The 17,881-nt window shown below is 42.0% G+C and carries 17 protein-coding genes and 1 pseudogene; 9 read left to right on the top strand and 9 right to left on the bottom strand.

Translation table 11 applies throughout. The annotated features are described in order from the left end of the window. Positions 1–277: 277 nt before the first annotated feature. Positions 278–1,990, bottom strand: coding sequence for an electron transfer flavoprotein-ubiquinone oxidoreductase (locus CF596_RS04010; protein ID WP_004975965.1), 1,713 nt, complete (start codon positions 1,988–1,990; stop codon positions 278–280). Between the two features lie 195 nt (positions 1,991–2,185). Between CF596_RS04010 and CF596_RS04005 the strand changes: the two genes are divergently transcribed. The 5 genes from CF596_RS04005 (at position 2,186) to CF596_RS03985 (ending at position 6,576) form a co-directional block, all read left to right on the top strand. After that, positions 2,186–2,797 carry a DUF1285 domain-containing protein gene (locus CF596_RS04005; protein WP_004975967.1) on the top strand — a complete coding sequence of 204 codons (612 nt, stop codon included), beginning with the start codon at positions 2,186–2,188 and terminating at the stop codon, positions 2,795–2,797. Positions 2,798–2,843: 46 nt separating this feature from the next. Then, positions 2,844–3,719: a glutamate racemase gene (gene murI, locus CF596_RS04000; RefSeq protein ID WP_004975969.1), complete on the top strand. Its 876-nt coding sequence runs from the start codon at positions 2,844–2,846 to the stop codon at positions 3,717–3,719. Between the two features lie 86 nt (positions 3,720–3,805). Then, a complete protein-coding gene (locus CF596_RS03995; RefSeq protein ID WP_096901324.1) occupies positions 3,806–4,834 on the top strand; it encodes a DUF4062 domain-containing protein in 1,029 nt (342 codons plus the stop codon). 65 nt (positions 4,835–4,899) lie between these two features. After that, entirely contained in the window at positions 4,900–5,913 is a 1,014-nt protein-coding gene (gene hemH, locus CF596_RS03990) for a ferrochelatase (RefSeq protein WP_096901323.1), read from the top strand. 18 nt (positions 5,914–5,931) lie between these two features. Beyond that, positions 5,932–6,576: an MBL fold metallo-hydrolase gene (locus tag CF596_RS03985; RefSeq protein WP_096901322.1), complete on the top strand. Its 645-nt coding sequence runs from the start codon at positions 5,932–5,934 to the stop codon at positions 6,574–6,576. 433 nt (positions 6,577–7,009) lie between these two features. Here the strand turns inward: CF596_RS03985 and CF596_RS03975 are convergent, their stop codons facing one another. Next, positions 7,010–7,183, bottom strand: coding sequence for a DNA gyrase inhibitor YacG (locus tag CF596_RS03975; RefSeq protein ID WP_004975985.1), 174 nt, complete (start codon positions 7,181–7,183; stop codon positions 7,010–7,012). Between the two features lie 86 nt (positions 7,184–7,269). Between CF596_RS03975 and CF596_RS03970 the strand changes: the two genes are divergently transcribed. Both CF596_RS03970 and CF596_RS03965 read left to right on the top strand, forming a co-directional pair. After that, positions 7,270–7,962 carry a tRNA (guanine-N(7)-)-methyltransferase gene (locus tag CF596_RS03970; RefSeq protein WP_225530224.1) on the top strand — a complete coding sequence of 231 codons (693 nt, stop codon included), beginning with the start codon at positions 7,270–7,272 and terminating at the stop codon, positions 7,960–7,962. Between the two features lie 6 nt (positions 7,963–7,968). Beyond that, positions 7,969–9,171 carry a TIGR03862 family flavoprotein gene (locus CF596_RS03965; RefSeq protein ID WP_096901319.1) on the top strand — a complete coding sequence of 401 codons (1,203 nt, stop codon included), beginning with the start codon at positions 7,969–7,971 and terminating at the stop codon, positions 9,169–9,171. A 6-nt stretch (positions 9,172–9,177) separates the two neighbouring features. On the opposite strand, the gene CF596_RS03960 is transcribed toward CF596_RS03965, so the two are convergent. Together CF596_RS03960 and CF596_RS03955 are read right to left on the bottom strand one after the other, a co-directional pair. Further along, the gene (locus tag CF596_RS03960; RefSeq protein WP_096901318.1) at positions 9,178–9,732 is read right to left on the bottom strand and encodes a hypothetical protein; all 555 of its coding nucleotides are present in this window, start codon (positions 9,730–9,732) and stop codon (positions 9,178–9,180) included. A gap of 14 nt (positions 9,733–9,746) precedes the next feature. After that, positions 9,747–10,523 (bottom strand): annotated as a pseudogene (locus CF596_RS03955) (class I SAM-dependent methyltransferase). A gap of 120 nt (positions 10,524–10,643) precedes the next feature. On the opposite strand from CF596_RS03955, the gene CF596_RS03950 reads away from it, so the two are divergent. Next, positions 10,644–11,912 (top strand): hypothetical protein, encoded by a 1,269-nt coding sequence (locus tag CF596_RS03950; protein WP_096901317.1) that lies wholly within the window; start codon positions 10,644–10,646, stop codon positions 11,910–11,912. A 118-nt stretch (positions 11,913–12,030) separates the two neighbouring features. After that, complete coding sequence (locus CF596_RS03945; protein ID WP_096901316.1) at positions 12,031–12,231, top strand: hypothetical protein; 201 nt, start codon at positions 12,031–12,033, stop codon at positions 12,229–12,231. A 72-nt stretch (positions 12,232–12,303) separates the two neighbouring features. On the opposite strand, the gene CF596_RS03940 is transcribed toward CF596_RS03945, so the two are convergent. The 5 genes from CF596_RS03940 to glyQ all read right to left on the bottom strand — a co-directional run bounded on the left by CF596_RS03940 (position 12,304) and on the right by glyQ (position 17,708). Beyond that, on the bottom strand, positions 12,304–12,819 hold the full coding sequence (locus CF596_RS03940) for a hypothetical protein (protein WP_096901315.1): 516 nt from the start codon (positions 12,817–12,819) through the stop codon (positions 12,304–12,306). Positions 12,820–13,178: 359 nt separating this feature from the next. Further along, the gene (locus CF596_RS03935) at positions 13,179–13,568 is read right to left on the bottom strand and encodes a hypothetical protein (RefSeq protein ID WP_096901314.1); all 390 of its coding nucleotides are present in this window, start codon (positions 13,566–13,568) and stop codon (positions 13,179–13,181) included. A 66-nt stretch (positions 13,569–13,634) separates the two neighbouring features. After that, on the bottom strand, positions 13,635–14,582 hold the full coding sequence (locus CF596_RS03930) for an HrgA protein (RefSeq protein WP_096901352.1): 948 nt from the start codon (positions 14,580–14,582) through the stop codon (positions 13,635–13,637). A gap of 70 nt (positions 14,583–14,652) precedes the next feature. Next, positions 14,653–16,722: a glycine--tRNA ligase subunit beta gene (glyS, locus tag CF596_RS03925; RefSeq protein WP_096901313.1), complete on the bottom strand. Its 2,070-nt coding sequence runs from the start codon at positions 16,720–16,722 to the stop codon at positions 14,653–14,655. Beyond that, complete coding sequence (gene glyQ, locus CF596_RS03920) at positions 16,722–17,708, bottom strand: glycine--tRNA ligase subunit alpha (protein ID WP_004976017.1); 987 nt, start codon at positions 17,706–17,708, stop codon at positions 16,722–16,724. The genes glyS and glyQ overlap by 1 nt, the downstream gene beginning before the upstream one ends. Between the last annotated feature and the right edge of the window lie 173 nt (positions 17,709–17,881).

The raw sequence follows: 17,881 nt of genomic DNA, 5'->3' as shown, positions 1-17,881 counted from the left end.
AGTGCTGCATAAAATGCCGAATAGCATTGTATAAAAGCTGACAAAACAACATTTTCGGTTGTTCAAGTCTGAAAAAAACGAAATAAAAAACTAAAAATAGAAAAGATAAAAAATAAGCAAAAACAGCATAACAAGGAAAGTTATTCAATCGCCTGCTTTTGAATAGAGAAATACCTGAAAAATGTAAGGGATTATGAGACCTTGGTAATTTTGTAAACTGTGTATAAAAAAGCAGTGCCGAGGCACTGCTTTTGGGTTTCTCAATTGCGATTCGCAATTACATATTCGGGTAATTCGGACCACCGCCACCTTCAGGTGTTACCCAAGTGATGTTCTGTGATGGGTCTTTAATGTCACAAGTCTTACAGTGAACACAGTTGGCTGCGTTAATCTGGAAGCGTTTTGAACCATCATCATTTTCCATGATTTCATAAACACCCGCAGGGCAGTAGCGCTGTGCAGGCTCATCCCATTTAGGTAAGTTTACGTTCACTGGAATAGAGGTATCTGTCAACTTTAAGTGTGCTGGCTGATTTTCTTCATGTACGGTATTCGATACAAACACTGAAGATAAACGGTCAAAAGTCAGCTTGCCATCTGGTTTTGGATAGTTCGGTTTAAAGCTGGTTGCATCTACAGTTTTGAGTGCGCTGAAATCAGGCACTAAATCATGCAAAGTAAATGGTACTTTAAACACGTTCTGGTCGATAAAGTTAAACGCACCACCCATCCATTGACCAAACTTATGCATTGCAGGGCCAAAGTTACGTGCGCTATAAAGTTCTTCTTTCAGCCAGCTGTTGTTGAATTTTTCAGTGTAAGCCGTTAGCTCTTTCACAAAGAAATCTTCGCCTTCAGTTACGCGAGCAATCGCCAAGTCACCGCCTTTTGCGACACCTGCAGCAATCGCTTCAAATACTGCTTCACCGCAAAGCATGCCAGACTTCATGGCGGTATGAGAGCCTTTGATTTTGGCAAAGTTTAAGAAGCCTGCATCATCACCAATTAAAGAACCACCTGGGAAGGTGAATTTTGGCAATGAGTTAAAGCCACCTTTGGTCACAGCACGTGCACCATAAGAAATACGCTTGCCGCCTTCTAGATACTGTTTAATTAGAGGGTGAGTTTTCCAGCGCTGCATTTCCATAAATGGATACATGTGTGGGTTGGTATACGACAAGTCCACAATCATACCCAAAGTCACTTGGTTGTTTTCTGCGTGGTATAACCACCAACCGCCTGAAGAACCTGTTTCACTTAATGGCCAGCCTGCACCGTGCATGACTAAACCTGGTTTGTGTTTTGCAGGGTCAATTTCCCAAAGTTCTTTAATACCAATCCCGTAGTGTTGCGGATCGGCATCTTTATCCAAATTGAATTGCTGGATTAAACGCTTACCTAAATGACCACGACAGCCTTCTGCGAAAATGGTGTATTTGGCATGTAGTTCATAACCCGGTGTGAAGTTATGCGTTGGCTCGCCATCTTTACCAATGCCCATGTCACCAGTTTGGATGCCTTTAACCGTACCATCGGCATGGTAAAGAATTTCAGATGCCGCAAAGCCAGGGAAAATAGAAACTTCTAATTCTTCGGCTTTTTGACCTAACCAACGCACCACGTTGCCTAACGAGATCACGTAGTTACCATCGTTATGCATGGTTTTAGGCACCATCCAATGCGGTGCTTGCTGAGCTTTTTCAGGTGACATCAAGAAGAAAGTTTTATCTTCAGTCACAGGCACATTTAAAGGCGCACCTTCTTCTTTCCAGTTAGGAAATAACTCGTTGATGGCGCGAGGCTCAAGAATTGCACCCGAAAGGATATGCGCACCAACTTCAGAGCCTTTTTCGACCACACAAACGGACAGATCATTTAAATTGTTTTCAATTGCAAGTTGACGAATTTTGATCGCAGCAGAAAGACCCGCAGGGCCTGCGCCTACGATGACTACGTCAAACTCCATCGATTCACGTTCGATGTGTTCCATGTAGGACTCCTCATATAATTGAAGGTGGCAACCGCATCAAGCAACGGTGCTGCCATGAGTATTTTTAGTTGCCAGACACAAATTTAATCGTGTCTTTTACAGTATGGGTAAGTATTGTGAGCTAGTATAGTTTTAAACCGAGTCTTAGCCAATTGGCTGAATCGTATTATTTTTCCGTCAGTAAGGTACTGCAGCATGAAGCATGACGATAATTCAATCAAACCGACAGAAAATGTAGCTACGGCTGATAATAAAAATTTAATGCACATTGCACAATATATAAAAACTGGACAGTCAGGTCACAAAAGATCAATCCCTCCTTTGGAGCAATGGCATCCAAAGCATTGTGGGGCAATGGATTTGCTGGTCAAAGCCAATGGAGAATGGTGGCACGAAGGTCAATTGATCAAACGTCAGGCATTGGTTGATCTGTTTTCTAGTGTGTTATGGAAAGAGCAGGGCAAGTTTTATTTAAAAACCCCAGTGGAACAAATTGAAATCCAGGTAGAAGATGAGCCTTTGTTCATCAATCAGGTTGATGTGGTCGAAATCGGACAGCAAAATTATATTCAACTTATCACTACACATCAGGATATTGTGATTGTTGATGCCGAGCATCCTATTTTTATGCGTGAATATGCAGGTGAGCTGCGTCCTTATGTGCATGTGCGTTTTGGTATTAATGCCCTGATTCAGCGTGCGGCTTTTTTACATTTGGTGGAATTGGGCGAGCTGAGTGAAAATGCGCAGGGCGAAACGATTTTATCGTTGAAAAGTGGTGATTTGCACTTGCATTTAAGCAGCTGAGGTTTAAGCTTTATTCATCCCATTTTGTATTGCTGAATCTCTTGCTATGACAGCCATTCATCCTGTTTCTCCCTTAAATCAAGCCATGCCAAAAGCACAAGCCAGTGCGCCAATTGGTATTTTTGATTCGGGCATAGGAGGCTTGTCAGTTGCCATTGAAATTGCAGAATATTTGCCCAATGAGCGCATCCTTTATTATGCCGATACTGCACATGTGCCGTATGGCCCACGTGATGATCAAAATATTCGAGAACTCACTGCAGCTGCAATCGAATGGTTATATCGACAAGGTTGTAAAGTTGCGGTCGTGGCGTGTAATACTGCTTCTGCTTTTAGTCTAGATTATCTGCGCGATCATTACGGCGAAGATTTTCCCATTATTGGTTTAGTGCCTGCTTTAAAGCCTGCCGTATTAAATAGCCAAAGCAAAACTGTGGCTGTACTTGCGACGCCTGCGACTTTTCGCGGACAACTTATTAAAGATGTGATGCAGCGTTTTGCGATTCCTGCTCAAGTGCAAGTCTTGAATGTCACCAATCTAGATTTAGTGCCTTTTGTTGAGCAAGGGGCGCAAATGAGTGAGGCATGTTTAAGTTCCTTACAGCAGAGTTTGCAACCTGTGGTCGATCAGGGCGCGGACTATTTGGTGCTCGGTTGTACCCATTATCCTTTCCTAAAACCTGCGATTGAGTCCATTTTTGGTCAGAAACTGACATTAATTGACTCAGGAATTGCCGTTGCGCGTCAAACTTCCCGCATTTTAATTAAAAATGAGTTATTATTTGAACAAAGTTTGGCAGATACTTTACAAATTGCGTGTTATGTCAGCGGGAACAATGCAGAACAATTAAAGCCCGTGTTGCAGCATCTTATTCCAGGCAATATTTCTTGGAGTATCGCAAATGTGAGTACTGTGGACTGACTTTAAGATAATTTTTTTATGATTGGGGAAAGGCATTACAAGTAGACGGTGACCGACTTGTAATGGCAATAGGAGAGGGGAAACCAATGCTCGATAAGCGCTATCAGGTCTTTATCTCGACGTCTGGGGCAGATATGCAGCCAGAACGAGTGATCTTGGCACAAACATTGGTGGGAATGGGTTTTTTTTCGTGGGGTTTAGAACAACGTACCCCACTCAGCACTGCATTTGCACGCCGTCAAATTGATGATTGTGATTATGTGGTGATTCTATTGGGCAGCCAGTACGGTGAGCAATCGGTGTCGGGCGTGGGGTATATGCATTTAGAGTATATTTATGCAGTCACCAAGCAAAAGCCGATCATTGTATTTATGCACGAAGACCCAGATTCACGTGATTCATCTTTACATGATGAAAAACCTGAATTGCGTGAAAAATTCAAAGAGTTCCGTAAATTATTACAACAAGAAGTCGATCAGGTGTTTAGCTACCGCACTCTGCGTGATTTAGAGCTTGCTGTCCGCTTTAATATGTCGCAAATGCTAGAACGTTATCCGACTTCTGGTTGGGTGCGCCCGCAAAATACACAAGCTTTGCATGATGAAATTGAACGTTTAAAAAGTAAGTTACGTCAGCTGGAAACCGATGTGGGACAGCGCGAAGCAGACCCGTTTCTAAGCGTATCTAAAGTGTCGATGAATGAATCATATCGTTTTGAATATCGCATGCATGCCTATCAGGATGGTAACTTTAGAGAGCTGAAAGTTGAGCGAAGTTTAAGTTGGGCGCAGTTGTTGGCAATTTTAGGCAATACTTTTATTCATCCAACCCCTGAAGAATATTTTTCGAAACGCATGAATGAATATTTGAATGAAACTGGTTTGGAGGATGCACGTCGGATCATGCCACGTGCGCATGCAGTTGCACGTGCCCAAATCAATATTCGGGCCTTGCATCAGATTAAAATGCAAATGCGTCAAAATGACTGGATTGTGCAGGCGGGGCGTGATGATCGTCAGCGGATGTTGTGGCAAACCACGGCAAAAGCGCAAAAACTTTTAGAGAGCAATTTGCTAGATACCGATCGGGTTTATTCATTTAAAACACCGTATTAATCTCTCAATACAGAGTGAAAAAACTGTTAAAGTAGTCGGGCTCAATCATCAGACACGAGGGCTGGATGTTGTCTACAGCAAAACCCAAAGTAACCGTTCTTTTAGCCAATTTAGGTACGCCTGATGAACCGACTGCAGCAGCGGTTCGCCGTTTTTTAAAGCAGTTTTTATCCGATCAACGGGTGATTGAAATTCCAAAACCGATTTGGCAAATCATTTTGAACTTATTCATTTTGCCATTTCGTCCTAAGCGTGTTGCACATGCTTATGCCATGGTCTGGCAGCAAGATTCACCGATGCGGGAAATTTTGTTGCAACAGGTTGATGCTTTAAAACAGCAGTTATTGCCGCTATATCCTGAGTTTGAATTGAATATTCTACCGGTAATGACCTATGGCAATCCGGGTATTCAACAGGCTTTGGCAGCTTTGAGTCAAAATCCTCAAGATCACGTGATTTTGTTCCCTTTATTTCCACAATATTCGGCAACTTCGACTGCACCTTTATATGATGCCGTTGCCAAATGGGTGCCACAGCAGCGTAATTTGCCAGGCTTATCCATCATTCGTGATTATTATCAGCATCCTTTATACATTCAGGCGTTGGCGCAAAGTGTGCGTGAATTTCAAGCCGAGCATGGTGTGGCAGAAAAATTATTGATGTCGTTTCATGGCATTCCACAGCCGTATGCCGATAAGGGTGATCCGTATGCAGAGCGTTGTCGGATCACGGCCAAATTGCTTGCCGATGCTTTAAATTTAAATGATGATCAGTGGGCAATTAGCTTCCAGTCACGTTTTGGCAAACAAGAATGGGTCAAACCCTATACCGATGTCTTACTTGAAGAATGGGGACAGCAGGGCGTGAAGTCGGTGCAAATTATGAGTCCTGCTTTTTCTGCAGATTGTCTAGAAACGCTAGAAGAATTAGCGATTCAAAATTCAGAGCTGTTTTTGCAGGCAGGCGGCGAGCAATATGCCTATATTCCTGCCTTAAATACCCGTGCCGATCATTTGGATTTGCTCAATCATTTACTTCAGGCTAATCTTGAGGCTTTAAAGCTTCAGCTCGCCTGTTAAATTTTGAGGTCTAGACCTATGTTGCAAGTCAAAATTGTTCCCGTCACCGCTTTTCAGCAAAACTGTTCAATTGTTTGGGATGCAGAAAGCAAAGAAGCAGTTTTGATTGATGCGGGTGGTGAACCTGAAAAATTAAAAGCCGAGGTAGAAGCTTTGGGTTTAACGGTAAAAGCCTTATGGCTAACGCATGGACATTTAGACCATGCGGGGGCTGTTGGTGCGTTGCAACATTACTGGAATGTTCCTGTGATTGGTCCACAGAAAGAAGATGCTTTTTGGTTAGATCAACTGCAAGAAGTGTCTGCACGTTATGGTTTTCCTATCCCTGAACAAGTCACGGTTACACAGTGGTTAGAGGGTGGTGAAGTGCTGCAATTGGGTCAAGAAAGCTTTGAAGTGCGTTATGCACCAGGGCATACCCCAGGCCATGTGATGTTTTATAATGCAAAATATGGCGTCTTGTGGACAGGCGATGTGCTATTTAAAGGCTCGATTGGACGCACCGATTTTCCACGTGGGAATCATCAACAATTGCTAGATTCAATTCAGCGCGAATGTTTTAGTTTGCCCGATGACACTCAGTTTATTTCGGGGCATGGTCCCATCAGTACCATTGGATTTGAAAAACAGAACAACCCTTTTGTGGCGGGGCAAGCAGGTTAAAAGCAGTGTGTATTTATGCTTTAAGAAAAAGTCAGCAGTCGCTGACTTTTTTATTTGCGAAAGGGATTATTTAGCATTTGTTTGCTTTCAATTGCAAACAGCATTGTAAAAATTGTCAGTAATATGCCTATGCACAGCATGAGTGAGTCATGCGCATACAGTCCAAAGCCTAAACTGCTGGTAGAGAGTAAAATACACAGCATTACAATTCCTTTTAACATGATTTCCATGGTGAGATGTTCCTAAGTTATTTTTGCTTTCTTTATTGTTATGTGCAGTGACGAAGTCACGAACAGTGCAAAGTATAACCTGTGCTATTTCTGCTGAAAGCAATTATAGAACAACTAAATTTTGAATAATTTTTCTAAAAATGTGAAAAATTCCATGAAACTGCGTGTAGTTTTAGGCAATATTTGGCGTGGAAATTTATTGCTTATTCTTCAGAATTTTCTGCTTGAGGCGCGTCCTGCGTTGGCAGTCTGTATTCATCATTTGCCCATGCACCTAAATCAATGAGCTTGCAACGTTCGGAACAAAAAGGACGAAATGGATTGTTTTCCCATTGCGAAGGTTCGCCACAACGTGGGCAAGGAAAAGTGCGTGGCATGATCAACTCCAAATGAAAAATGCAGGATTGGATTAGGCAAATAGCACCTGACTTGGTAGACTTGTGCTGAATTTTGTAAGTTTGATCTGATTATGCCAATTCGTCAATTTCAAGCACAGCGTATGCATGCCCCTCGTGATTTTCAAGCCATTGCCAATGAATCGGTTTGTGTAGAAATTGGGGCTGGAAAAGGTAAACACGCCTTATTGTTTAGCGGGCAGCATCCTGAGCACAAGTTGATTGCAATTGAGCGCACCCGTGAAAAATTTTTGGCGATGCAAAAACAGCATCAGCTTGAAGGTCAGCAGAACTTACAGATTGTTCATGCCGATGCCATTCCATGGATTGTGCATGCTTTATTTCCTGCTCAAGTTGAGCAATTCTTTATTTTATATCCGAATCCAGAACCGCATAATGCCACCCAGCGTTGGTTGAATATGCCGTTTTTTGAGTTTTTATTGTCGCGTTTAAAAGCAGGCGGCAGTATTACTTTAGTAAGTAATATTCCTGAATATATTGCAGAAGCACAGCAACAGCTGATTGAAGTGTGGAAATTGCCATTTATTCAGCAGGATGTTCCAGTAGATTCAGCACGCACTCACTTTGAAATCAAATATTTAGCACGTGGTGAGCGTTGTCAGGAACTGCTGATCACCAAACCTGCGGCTTATACAACCCGTTTTGATGATTTTCAGCCTTTGCAAGGACAGCAGCCAACTTTAACACCTGCTGCAGTTGAGGCGAAAGTTTCTGCAGACTCAAGTGCAACAACTGAGTAAACAGGCATGAAACAGCGCATTGCAATTATAGGAGCAGGACCAGCAGGGCTAATGGCTGCCGAAGTGCTGAGTCAGTATGCCTATGATGTGCATGTCTATGAGCAAAAACCTTCCGCGGCACGTAAGTTTTTGATGGCGGGTAAAACAGGTCTGAATATTTCACATGCCGAACCGATTGCACAATTTGTTCAGCGTTATGATCAGACGGAATGGTTGGCGCCGTGGATTCAACAATGGGATGCGGCTTGGATTCAAAACTGGATGCAGAGTTTAGGGATTCAGTCTTATGTAGGTTCATCGGGGCGGATTTTCCCACAAGAAATGAAAGCCGCACCTTTGCTACGCGCATGGTTAAAACGCTTGGTTGATGCAGGCGTGCAGTTTCATTATCGGCATCAGGTCTGTGATTTAAATAATAATCAACTCAGTATTCAAAATCTAAGTACAGGTCACATTGAACAACAGCAATTTGCCGCCATTGTGATGGCATGTGGGGCAGTGTCGTGGTCGAAATTAGGTAGCGATGGTGCATGGCAGCGTTGGTTATCTGCCAATGAAATTCAGCCTTTCCAAGCCAGCAATGCAGGGGTGGAATGTCACTGGTCTAACTATATGCAGCCTGTTTTTGGGCAACCTTTAAAACGTGTACAAGCATGGGTGAGCGGTGCTGAACCGAGCATGGGCGATATTGTGATTAGCCATTATGGTTTGGAAAGTGGCTTAATTTATAAGCAAGGGCGCGCGTTGCGTCAGTTGCAGCAGGCACATCTACCGCTGCAGTTACAACTGGATTTGTTGCCCGATTTAACCATTGAGCAACTCTGCCAAAAGTTACAACCTTCCAAAAAACAGTCTGTAAGCAATATTTGGCGCAAGGCGGGTTTGGATGCCGTGAAGTCTGCAGTCGTGCGTGAGTTGGTGGATAAAGCCCTTTGGCAGCAGCCTATGCAACTAGCGCAGCAGATTAAAAATTTAACGGTACCTTTAAAAGGTTTTCGTCCTATTGAAGAAGCAATTAGCTGCGCGGGCGGAGTTAAACGCGAGGTTTTATCTGCACAATTGCAGTTAAATTCCAATCCACACGTTTTTCTCTGTGGTGAAATGCTGGATTGGGATGCGCCAACGGGCGGCTATTTGCTGACTGCCTGTTTTGCTACAGGACGCGCTGCCGCTGAAGGAGTGCATCAGTATTTACAGCAGCGTCCGTAAAACACGTTATTCATCAAGTTGTGGATATTGCCCACGCCAATGTTCTAGTTGTTGCTGCGCCTGTAGCAAGTCTGCTAAGCCTTGCTGACGTTGTTCTTTACTGACAGGATAAGGTGCAGAAGTTGTATTTTGAGTTGCTAGATATTGCGCTTGCTGTTCCCAATAATGACTCATTAGGCCTTGAATATAACGCCCTTGCGGTGTCTTTAAATCCAGTTCTTTGAGCATACTCAAGGCAGATTGAATGTTGTCCTGCAGGCGATTTTGTGCAAATGCAGCATCGAGTTGTTGGCTTTCATGCAAGCGTTCTAACTCATCTTCCAAATCATTGCTCATTTGGTCATGGCGTTGTTCATAATCCATCAGCAATTGAATATCATGCGGGTCATCCGCAGTCATTTCAAAGGGCTGAATCGCGGCTTGCTCGACCTGAGTTTGCATGATTTGATCTTCAGGGCTGAGTTTGTCTGCATGTTCTACTTTGCTGCGCTCGCAAGCGCTGAGGGAGAACGCCAAAAAAATTGTTAAGGGAGCAATCGCGTGTTTAAAGGTTATTTGCATTTATTTGCTCCCTCTCATTCAACTTTTTGATAGACATACACATGTGTGCAATAGGGAAATTCAATTTCATCTTGCACATGCTTATTCGTATATTCTAATACTAATTGTTCAAATTGTGTTTTGAGTTGTTGTTGCTGTTCAGTTGGCATTGCAGCAATGAAACTGGTCGAAAGCAAACGCTTAGACACGACTTGTTCAACTGTACCAACATGCGTGTGATGAAATTTCTGCTCGTGAGTAAGTTGGAATAAATCTGTATCGGTAAATACCTGACGCCAGTCCTGATTGTGAAAACGCGGTGTATCGCCCTCAAAAGGCAAAATCATCTGTGCCAGTGCATTCACCCAATTGACCGAAATATCACGTTGATTCCAAATTAACAGCAAATAACCTTGAGGTTTTAAGATTCGGTGAATTTCCTTTAAACTTTGTAGGTTGGCAAACCAATGAAAAGATTGTGCACAGCTCACCAAATCTGCACATTGATCGTGCAGTGGTAATTGCTCACTTCGTGCCTGAATTGTCGCAACTTGCGGGTAAAGTTGCTTTAATTCGGCTAACATACTGGCAATCGGATCTACCGCTATAAGCTCAGTTGTCAGTTTGAGCAAATGTGGCAGGAACTTTCCTGTACCAGAACCTAGGTCTACCATATTGCTATTCAGTGGAACTTGGAGCTGATCTTGCAGGAAAATATCAATTTCTTGCGGGTAACTGGGGCGAACTTGTTAATATAGGTTTGCCCCTAAAACAAAGCCTTGTTGTGCGGCAGGGTGTAGAGATTGTGTCATATTTTGCGATTTTTAATCTGCTGTGCATCTATAAAATAACATATTCACTTTTGAACTTGTGTACAGTGTAATCAGGTTTAAAGTAACGGTTTAATTCAGCGCCTTGGCGTCGGTGTGGGAATGGATAAACACATAATTTTTGAAGACGGACATATCCGCGCTATTTTCATGAAAGGCTCATCTCAGGAGCTGATTTTTTCTTTTGGCGATTTAATTACACGGGCCAAAGGAACGTCTATTAATGCCGAAAAATCACTGGAAAAGTTTCATTTTAATGTGATTGGGGTCATGCCTAAGGAAAAATCATGGTTTCCTGAAGCTTCTATGCGTGCCATGTTGGCAGCCATTCAAGACCTGATTGCCCCGTTTAAAATTCGAGTGGGCTATGGCGGCTCAATGGGCGGCTATGCAGCAATTAAATATTCCAATTTGCTGGATTTAAACCGTATTGTGGCTTTGGTGCCGCAGTATTCAATTGACCCTGAAGATATTCACGACCCACGCTATAACATGTTTTATCATGCTGACTTAAATGCCAATATGCGCATTCAAGCGCAAGATGTATCGGCACACCGTGAATATATTGTGGTCTATGACCAATATTATCCTGAAGATCGTGGGCATTATTTAAAAATTCAGCCTTTAATTCCGCATTTACATACCTTACATTTGCCATTTACAGGGCATGATGCAATTGCGATTTTAGCCAACTCTGAATTACTGAATGACTTTTTAACCCATCCTTTTGATGCGCCGTTCTTTTACCAAAAAATTCGCAAGGTGAAAAAGAACAGCAAGTTTTACTATCGTAAAGTGATTGAAAATGTCTTGCCGAATCATCGTTGGTCTTTAGGTCGTATTTTAAAATACAATAACTTACAGCTAGACAGTAACTTCTTTGATGCCAAGTTAAAACAAAACCTGATTCGCTCTTTGCTTAGTAATAAACAGGTCGATCAGCACGATTTAAACAAACTTGGCTTACAAATTCAGTTGCCGTATGAAAATCGTAATGTCTTGCTCGACCATTTTGGTCATGGTTTGGTATTTAACATCATCAGCCAAAAAATTGAGAGCTATGCCGCACATGCGATTGCTTTGAACCATAAATTCCTGATTCCGATTTATGCAAAGTGCAGTGGTTTGGTGCAAATTTATCTGAATGATGAACGCTATTTAATTAGTATGAATGATCGTCATGTCATGAAACTATGCAAGGAACAAGATGCGCTTGCTGCAGGCATGCACCCCTTAATATTGAAAAAATATAGCGACTATTTTGTGTTGAGCTATAAAGATTTGAACCTGAGCAGTGATGAGTTTGGCGGCAATGACTTTGTGGAAGATTTGCCAGATACTGCCAAATTTACCCTAGAACTGGAACAGTAAGCTGCAAAGTTTGATCCATGATTTAGATGGTTTAAACTTTAGACACTTGTATTGTTTTGCCATTGGGCTAAGATGATCTTAAAACATGGTTTTGTTGATCATTCCAAGGGTAGTATGTATGACCAAGTTGTTGATGCCTGCTGTGCTTGTTTTGCTGTCCAGTTTCATTTTATCTGCGACTTTATTTGTAGATGCGCCTGAGCCGAAGGCTTATCTATTTTTCGCTTTAGGTTTGTTTGTATTGTTGGGATTAGGCGCTTATGTATTCCGACAAGTTCAAAAATCGATACGCTATCACATGAATAAGCCTGCAGATTAAATGCAGGCTTTTTTATTTGCACTGAGTTATTTTTGTGCTTTTCAAGCAAACCAATAAAATAAATCAAAAAAATTATAGCTTGATCACTTTAATTTCTTCTTCAGCCTCTGCATTTGGTGCAGCCTGAGTCTGTGCTTCTTGAGTAGGTGCGGCAATGGTGGCTGCAGGGGCGATATTCTGCGAAGGCGCGCTTAATGGTGCTTGATAGATAGGTACGGCATGATCACTTTGTCCCGTAATCACTTCTTTGGTTTCCTGAATTTTAGTATTTACATTGTTGGCCAGTTGCTGCCCGGTATGTTTGGCTTGAGCCGCACCCTGACTGCCTAATTGCTTGGCGTTGTCTAAAGCTTGATGTGCGGATGGGCGAATTTTTTCAATACCTTTTTCGGTTACTTCACCAACTTTTTGTGCAGCCTGAATCACACCTTCCTGAGTTTTATATGCCCAAACATGCAAGAGGTTTGGATTGTCTGCATAAGGCTGAATTGGTTTGTTGCTTTGAGGTTGCGTATCACTACTTTGTGCCCACACTGAAGCACTACTGAGCAATAGTCCAATACAAATGCTGATATTGATCTTTTTCATTGTGCTGTGCCTCTTAGGATGCTGAATACTGGTCGTTGAAAGGTTTTGAATAGAATGTACTGCATTGTATAAAGCCTAGATGATCTGCAGTGTTTATTTTTCGCAAGTATGATGTATTTTTAGGTGAAATTTACAGTGATTGAAACTTTAAAATATTTGAAATTATGGCAGCATTTCAGGCTTAAAGAAGAAGACCCACATAAAATTGTGGGTCTTGTTACTCTGGAGAGTTTTTAAAGCAGGGCAGCAATGGCTACACTGCTTTTATCATCTTAGTTTGAAATATCAAGTGATGCTGCATTTATATTGAAAGTCCAACAATCTTGCTACATCAAGATACATTCAAAGCTGTTTTTAGCTTAGTTGCATTGTGCAAGCGCATCTTTATGAAAATGGTTGCGTAGGGTAATAAAGTTTTTTTGCACGGTTGCATCATGTAAGTCAAAGTTAGTTGCTGTGCTGGTTCCATCTTGTGCAAATGTTGCAGAACCAGCTGAAATTAATGCATTGCCTTTAAATGCCCATTGTTCAATAGAACGACCTGCTTGCAGTGTGCCTGTAAATTCGATCACGCATTTATCAATAAATTTTGTGAGTTTGGCGCTGTTATTGACAGTGTCTGGGTAAACTTCAATATTTTTCACTTCTTGTAAAACACCTGCTGTGAGCTGTGGAATGACAGGTGCAGAAGTACACGCACTAAGAGAAAGGCAAGTTAAACCCGATAAAATGAGTGTTTTAAGTTTCATAAGCTTGTTTTCTTGTTGAGTGTTGTTAGGTTGAGTATAGGGAATCTGAAGTGAAATGCCTACAGATTAATGATTCCAATCTTGTGAACGAATACGTCCAGTTTGATAGTAGATAGAAACCAACTCTATAAAGTTTTTAAAATCCAAGTTTTCAGTCAAAATTCGATTTATTGATTGCCAATCCACCTCTGAACGTCGTCGAGCTGGCAAAAGGATTTCACTTTCTGTTGGATTTTCTGGGTTGAGTAAAATTACACCTATACCATGTAAAGCTGAAAGCATACGCAGTTCTTCTTCAACTTCATTTGTTGAAATAGAGGTTGCTACTAGGTAGCCCTCATTTGCCCAACTGGAATTACTGACTGCTTGGAAAAAGCTACTTCGGATATTTGAGCCTGTTAATTCTTTTTTTACTTCAAATGACCATAAACGCACATTTTGTCCAGAACCATGTTTAACACAAGTTCTTATTAATTCATGCCATTTTTTATCAATGGGTTGCATTGCAACAATATCGGGGTGTAACCATTGATTGCCGTTTTGACCACGATTATTGGATGATTTCTTTTCGTCGATTCTCAAGCTGAAAAGTTGTAGTTCTTTTGATAAATATTCAATTAGTACAGGATATAAATCATATTCTGAAAGGATTTTAGTGGTGAGTGTTGAAATAACTTCTTGTTGGTCATCGAAATCAGCAGGCTCATTTTGAGTATCTATTTTTAAACTGTTCGATATGATATTAGGATCATACCAATATAAGCGTGGTCGCGGTTTGTCTTGTAATTGTATGAGGGGTTCAGCTTTTAAAATAGCATTTTTATGAGCGCCAATTTCAGCGACAATTTGATTAATCAATTCAGCATCCGTACTAAAACGAGGGTTATTGCGTTTTTCTAAGTAATCTTGAGGGTATAAGTTTAGGATTGCTTCTGCAATTTTACGTGCTGTAAACTTTTGATTAGGATTTGATTTTAAAAATGCTACGATTTTTTGTGGTTGTGATAATTTCATTTTCATCAATATGTAAAAACCCCACTATCAAAATAGCGGGGTTTCTTTTAATTTACAAGTAATTAAGACTTTAGTGCTGCAACACACTTACATCTGCAACACGTGTAAATAAATCACGTAACTGCGCGAGTAAACGTAAGCGGTTGGCTTTCAACTCAGCATCATCAGCCATTACCATCACACTGTCAAAGAAAGCATCAATAGGCGCACGTAATGCAGCCAATTGAGAGAGTGCAGTGGTGTAGTCTTTTGCTGCCAATAACGGCTCAACCACAGGTGTGATTTTTGATAGTTCAGCGAATAATGCTTTTTCTGCATCTTCCACCAAGTTTGCTTCAATGACGCTTCCTTCAGGCGCGGTTTCTTTGGCTAAAATGTTGGCAACACGCTTGTTTGCAGCAGCCAATGCAGCCGCTTCAGGTAAGGCGCGGAAGTGATTTACTGCATTCACACGCTTATCAAAATCTAGTGGCGATTTTGGAGAAAGAGCTTGAACTGCTTGAATCACATCAACAGCAACGCCTTGGTCTTCATATTTCGCACGGTAACGACCTTCAAGGAATGCAACAGCATCCGCTAACGTCTTGTCGTGGTCTTTTAATACATCGCCATAAGCAGCCAAACCTAGCTTAATTAAGTCTTCAATTGAAACATCTAAACCGTTTTCTGTTACAAGGCGCAAAATACCAATCGCAGAACGACGCAATGCAAATGGGTCTTTAGAACCTGTAGGTGCCTGACCAATACCGAAAATACCAGTTAAAGTATCTAGACGATCCGCAAGGGCAATCGTTGTACCCGTTTTGGTTTTAGGCAGAACGTCACCCGCGAATTTAGGTAAATATTGCTCACCTAAAGATTCAGCCACTTCATCATTTTCACCTTCAAGACGTGCGTAGTAAGTACCCGCGATGCCTTGAAGTTCTGGGAATTCACCTACTAACTCAGAAGTTAAGTCGCATTTTGCAAGCAGGGCAGCTTTTTCAGCATCTTCAGCTTTTGCACCCGTAATCGGAGCAAGTGCGACAGCCAGTTTAGCAATACGTTCAGACTTGTTCCACAAAGTACCCAGTTGTGCCTGGAATACCATGTTGGCCAGTTTCTCTTTACGAGAAGCTAATGGCTGTTTCTGGTCTTGCAGGAAGAAGAACTCAGCATCTGACAGACGTGGACGAACCACTTTCTCATTACCTTCAATAATTTGAGTCGGATCTTTAGACTCAATGTTTGAAACGGTAATGAAGTAAGGCTGTAATTTGTTTTCAGCATTCACCAGACAGAAATACTTCTGGTTATCCTGCATGGTAGTGATCAGGGCTTCTTGAGGAACGGCAAGGAAGCGTTCTTCAAAGCTGGCACGTAGTGCAACAGGCCATTCAACCAATGCAGTCACTTCATCACGTAGGTCGCTAGGCACAATTGCAATCGCATTCACTTCATCCGCTAATGCTTTTACTTGCTGATCAATGATCGCTTGACGCTCTTCAAACGACGCAATGACTTTAGCCGCACGTAACGCATCTAAATAGTCATTGGCGTGTTGTAGTCTGATTGCTTCAGGGGCATGGAAGCGGTGACCATAAGTGACATTAGCTGCCTGATGGTCTTGAATCGTTGCTTCAATTACTTGATGATCTTTAAGTAAAACGACCCATTTTACTGGGCGCACAAATTCAGTACGGCTTGCAGCAGAACGCATACGTTTTGCAATTGGCAGGTTGTCCAATGCTGTTTGTAAAATGTGTGGCAATAACGCATCAAGGCTTTGACCTTTCACGTCTTTTAAGTAGCACACTTTTTCAACTTTACCTGCTTGGAATGTAGAGACTTGATCTACCGTAATGCCTTGACCGCGCATAAAGCCTTCAAGGGCTTTGGTTGGTTTGCCTTCGGCATCGTAAGCAGCTTGAACAGCAGGGCCGTCAAAGCGTTTTTGTGTGTCTGCTTGTGCGGCATCGACATTAGCAATTTTAAGTGCCAAGCGACGTGGTGCTGCATAGGCTTCAATTGCATCAAAAGCCAAGCCTGCATCTTTCAAACCTTTTTCAGTTTCTGCAAGTAGTGCATCACGTAAGGTTTTTAAGCTTTTCGGTGGGAGTTCTTCGCAACCGAGTTCAAATAAAACTGTATGTTTAGACATTATTTGCTTTCCTCAGTATTTTGCGCTTTGGCTTCCGCTTCAACCTGTGCTTTTAATTGTGCCAAGACTTCATCGCGTAAATGCGGTTCAGCCATTGGGAAGCCTAATTTTGCACGTGCAGCCACATAACTTTGTGCAATAGAACGTGCCAAAGTACGGACACGTAAAATATAACGCTGACGCTCAGTCACAGAAATTGCACCGCGCGCATCCAAGAGGTTAAAGCAGTGAGATGCTTTAATCACTTGCTCATAAGCAGGTAGCGGTAATTCTGCTGCAATTAAACGGCTCGCTTCTACTTCATAGAAGTCAAACAGTTCAAACATTTTTTCTACAGGTGCGTATTCAAAGTTATAGGTCGATTGTTCAACTTCGTTTTGATGGAACACATCGCCATACGTTACAGTACCAAACTGTCCTTTAGTCCAAACCAAGTCGTAAACTGAGTCTACACCTTGCAAGTACATTGCCAGACGTTCAAGACCGTAGGTGATTTCGCCTGTTACAGGGTAGCATTCAACACCACCGACTTGCTGGAAGTAAGTAAACTGAGTCACTTCCATGCCGTTTAGCCATACTTCCCAACCTAAGCCCCAAGCGCCAAGTGTTGGAGATTCCCAGTTATCCTCTACAAAGCGAATGTCATGCACCAATGGGTCAATTCCAATTGCTTTTAAAGAATCTAAATACAACTGTTGAATGTTGTCTGGGTTTGGTTTCAGCACCACCTGAAATTGATAGTAGTGTTGTAAGCGGTTCGGGTTTTCGCCATAACGACCATCTTTAGGACGACGAGATGGTTGTACATACGCCGCATTCCATGTTTCTGGACCTAAAGCACGTAGAAAAGTTGCAGTGTGGAATGTACCTGCCCCCATTTCCATATCGTAAGGTTGTAAAACGACGCAGCCTTGCTCCGCCCAGTAGTTTTGTAAGGCAAGAATTAAGCCTTGAAAGGTATCAATATGCGATATGGCGCGACTCATGGTCATCCACTTAAAATTAGAGAAAAATTGTGCTCAATTATAAGGATTTTGCGGGGTGCTGGCAAAGGTTAAAGCACAACTAGCGGTTGGTTGTTTGGGGTTTTACAAATTCACTGATAAATGAAAGATATAAAACAAATACATCATTACTAAATGATTGCCTTATAATCTTG

It is taken from the genome of Acinetobacter sp. YT-02 (assembly GCF_002412355.1).
GTDB lineage: Bacteria > Pseudomonadota > Gammaproteobacteria > Pseudomonadales > Moraxellaceae > Acinetobacter > Acinetobacter towneri.
This window is presented reverse-complemented; position numbering and strand designations above follow the sequence as displayed.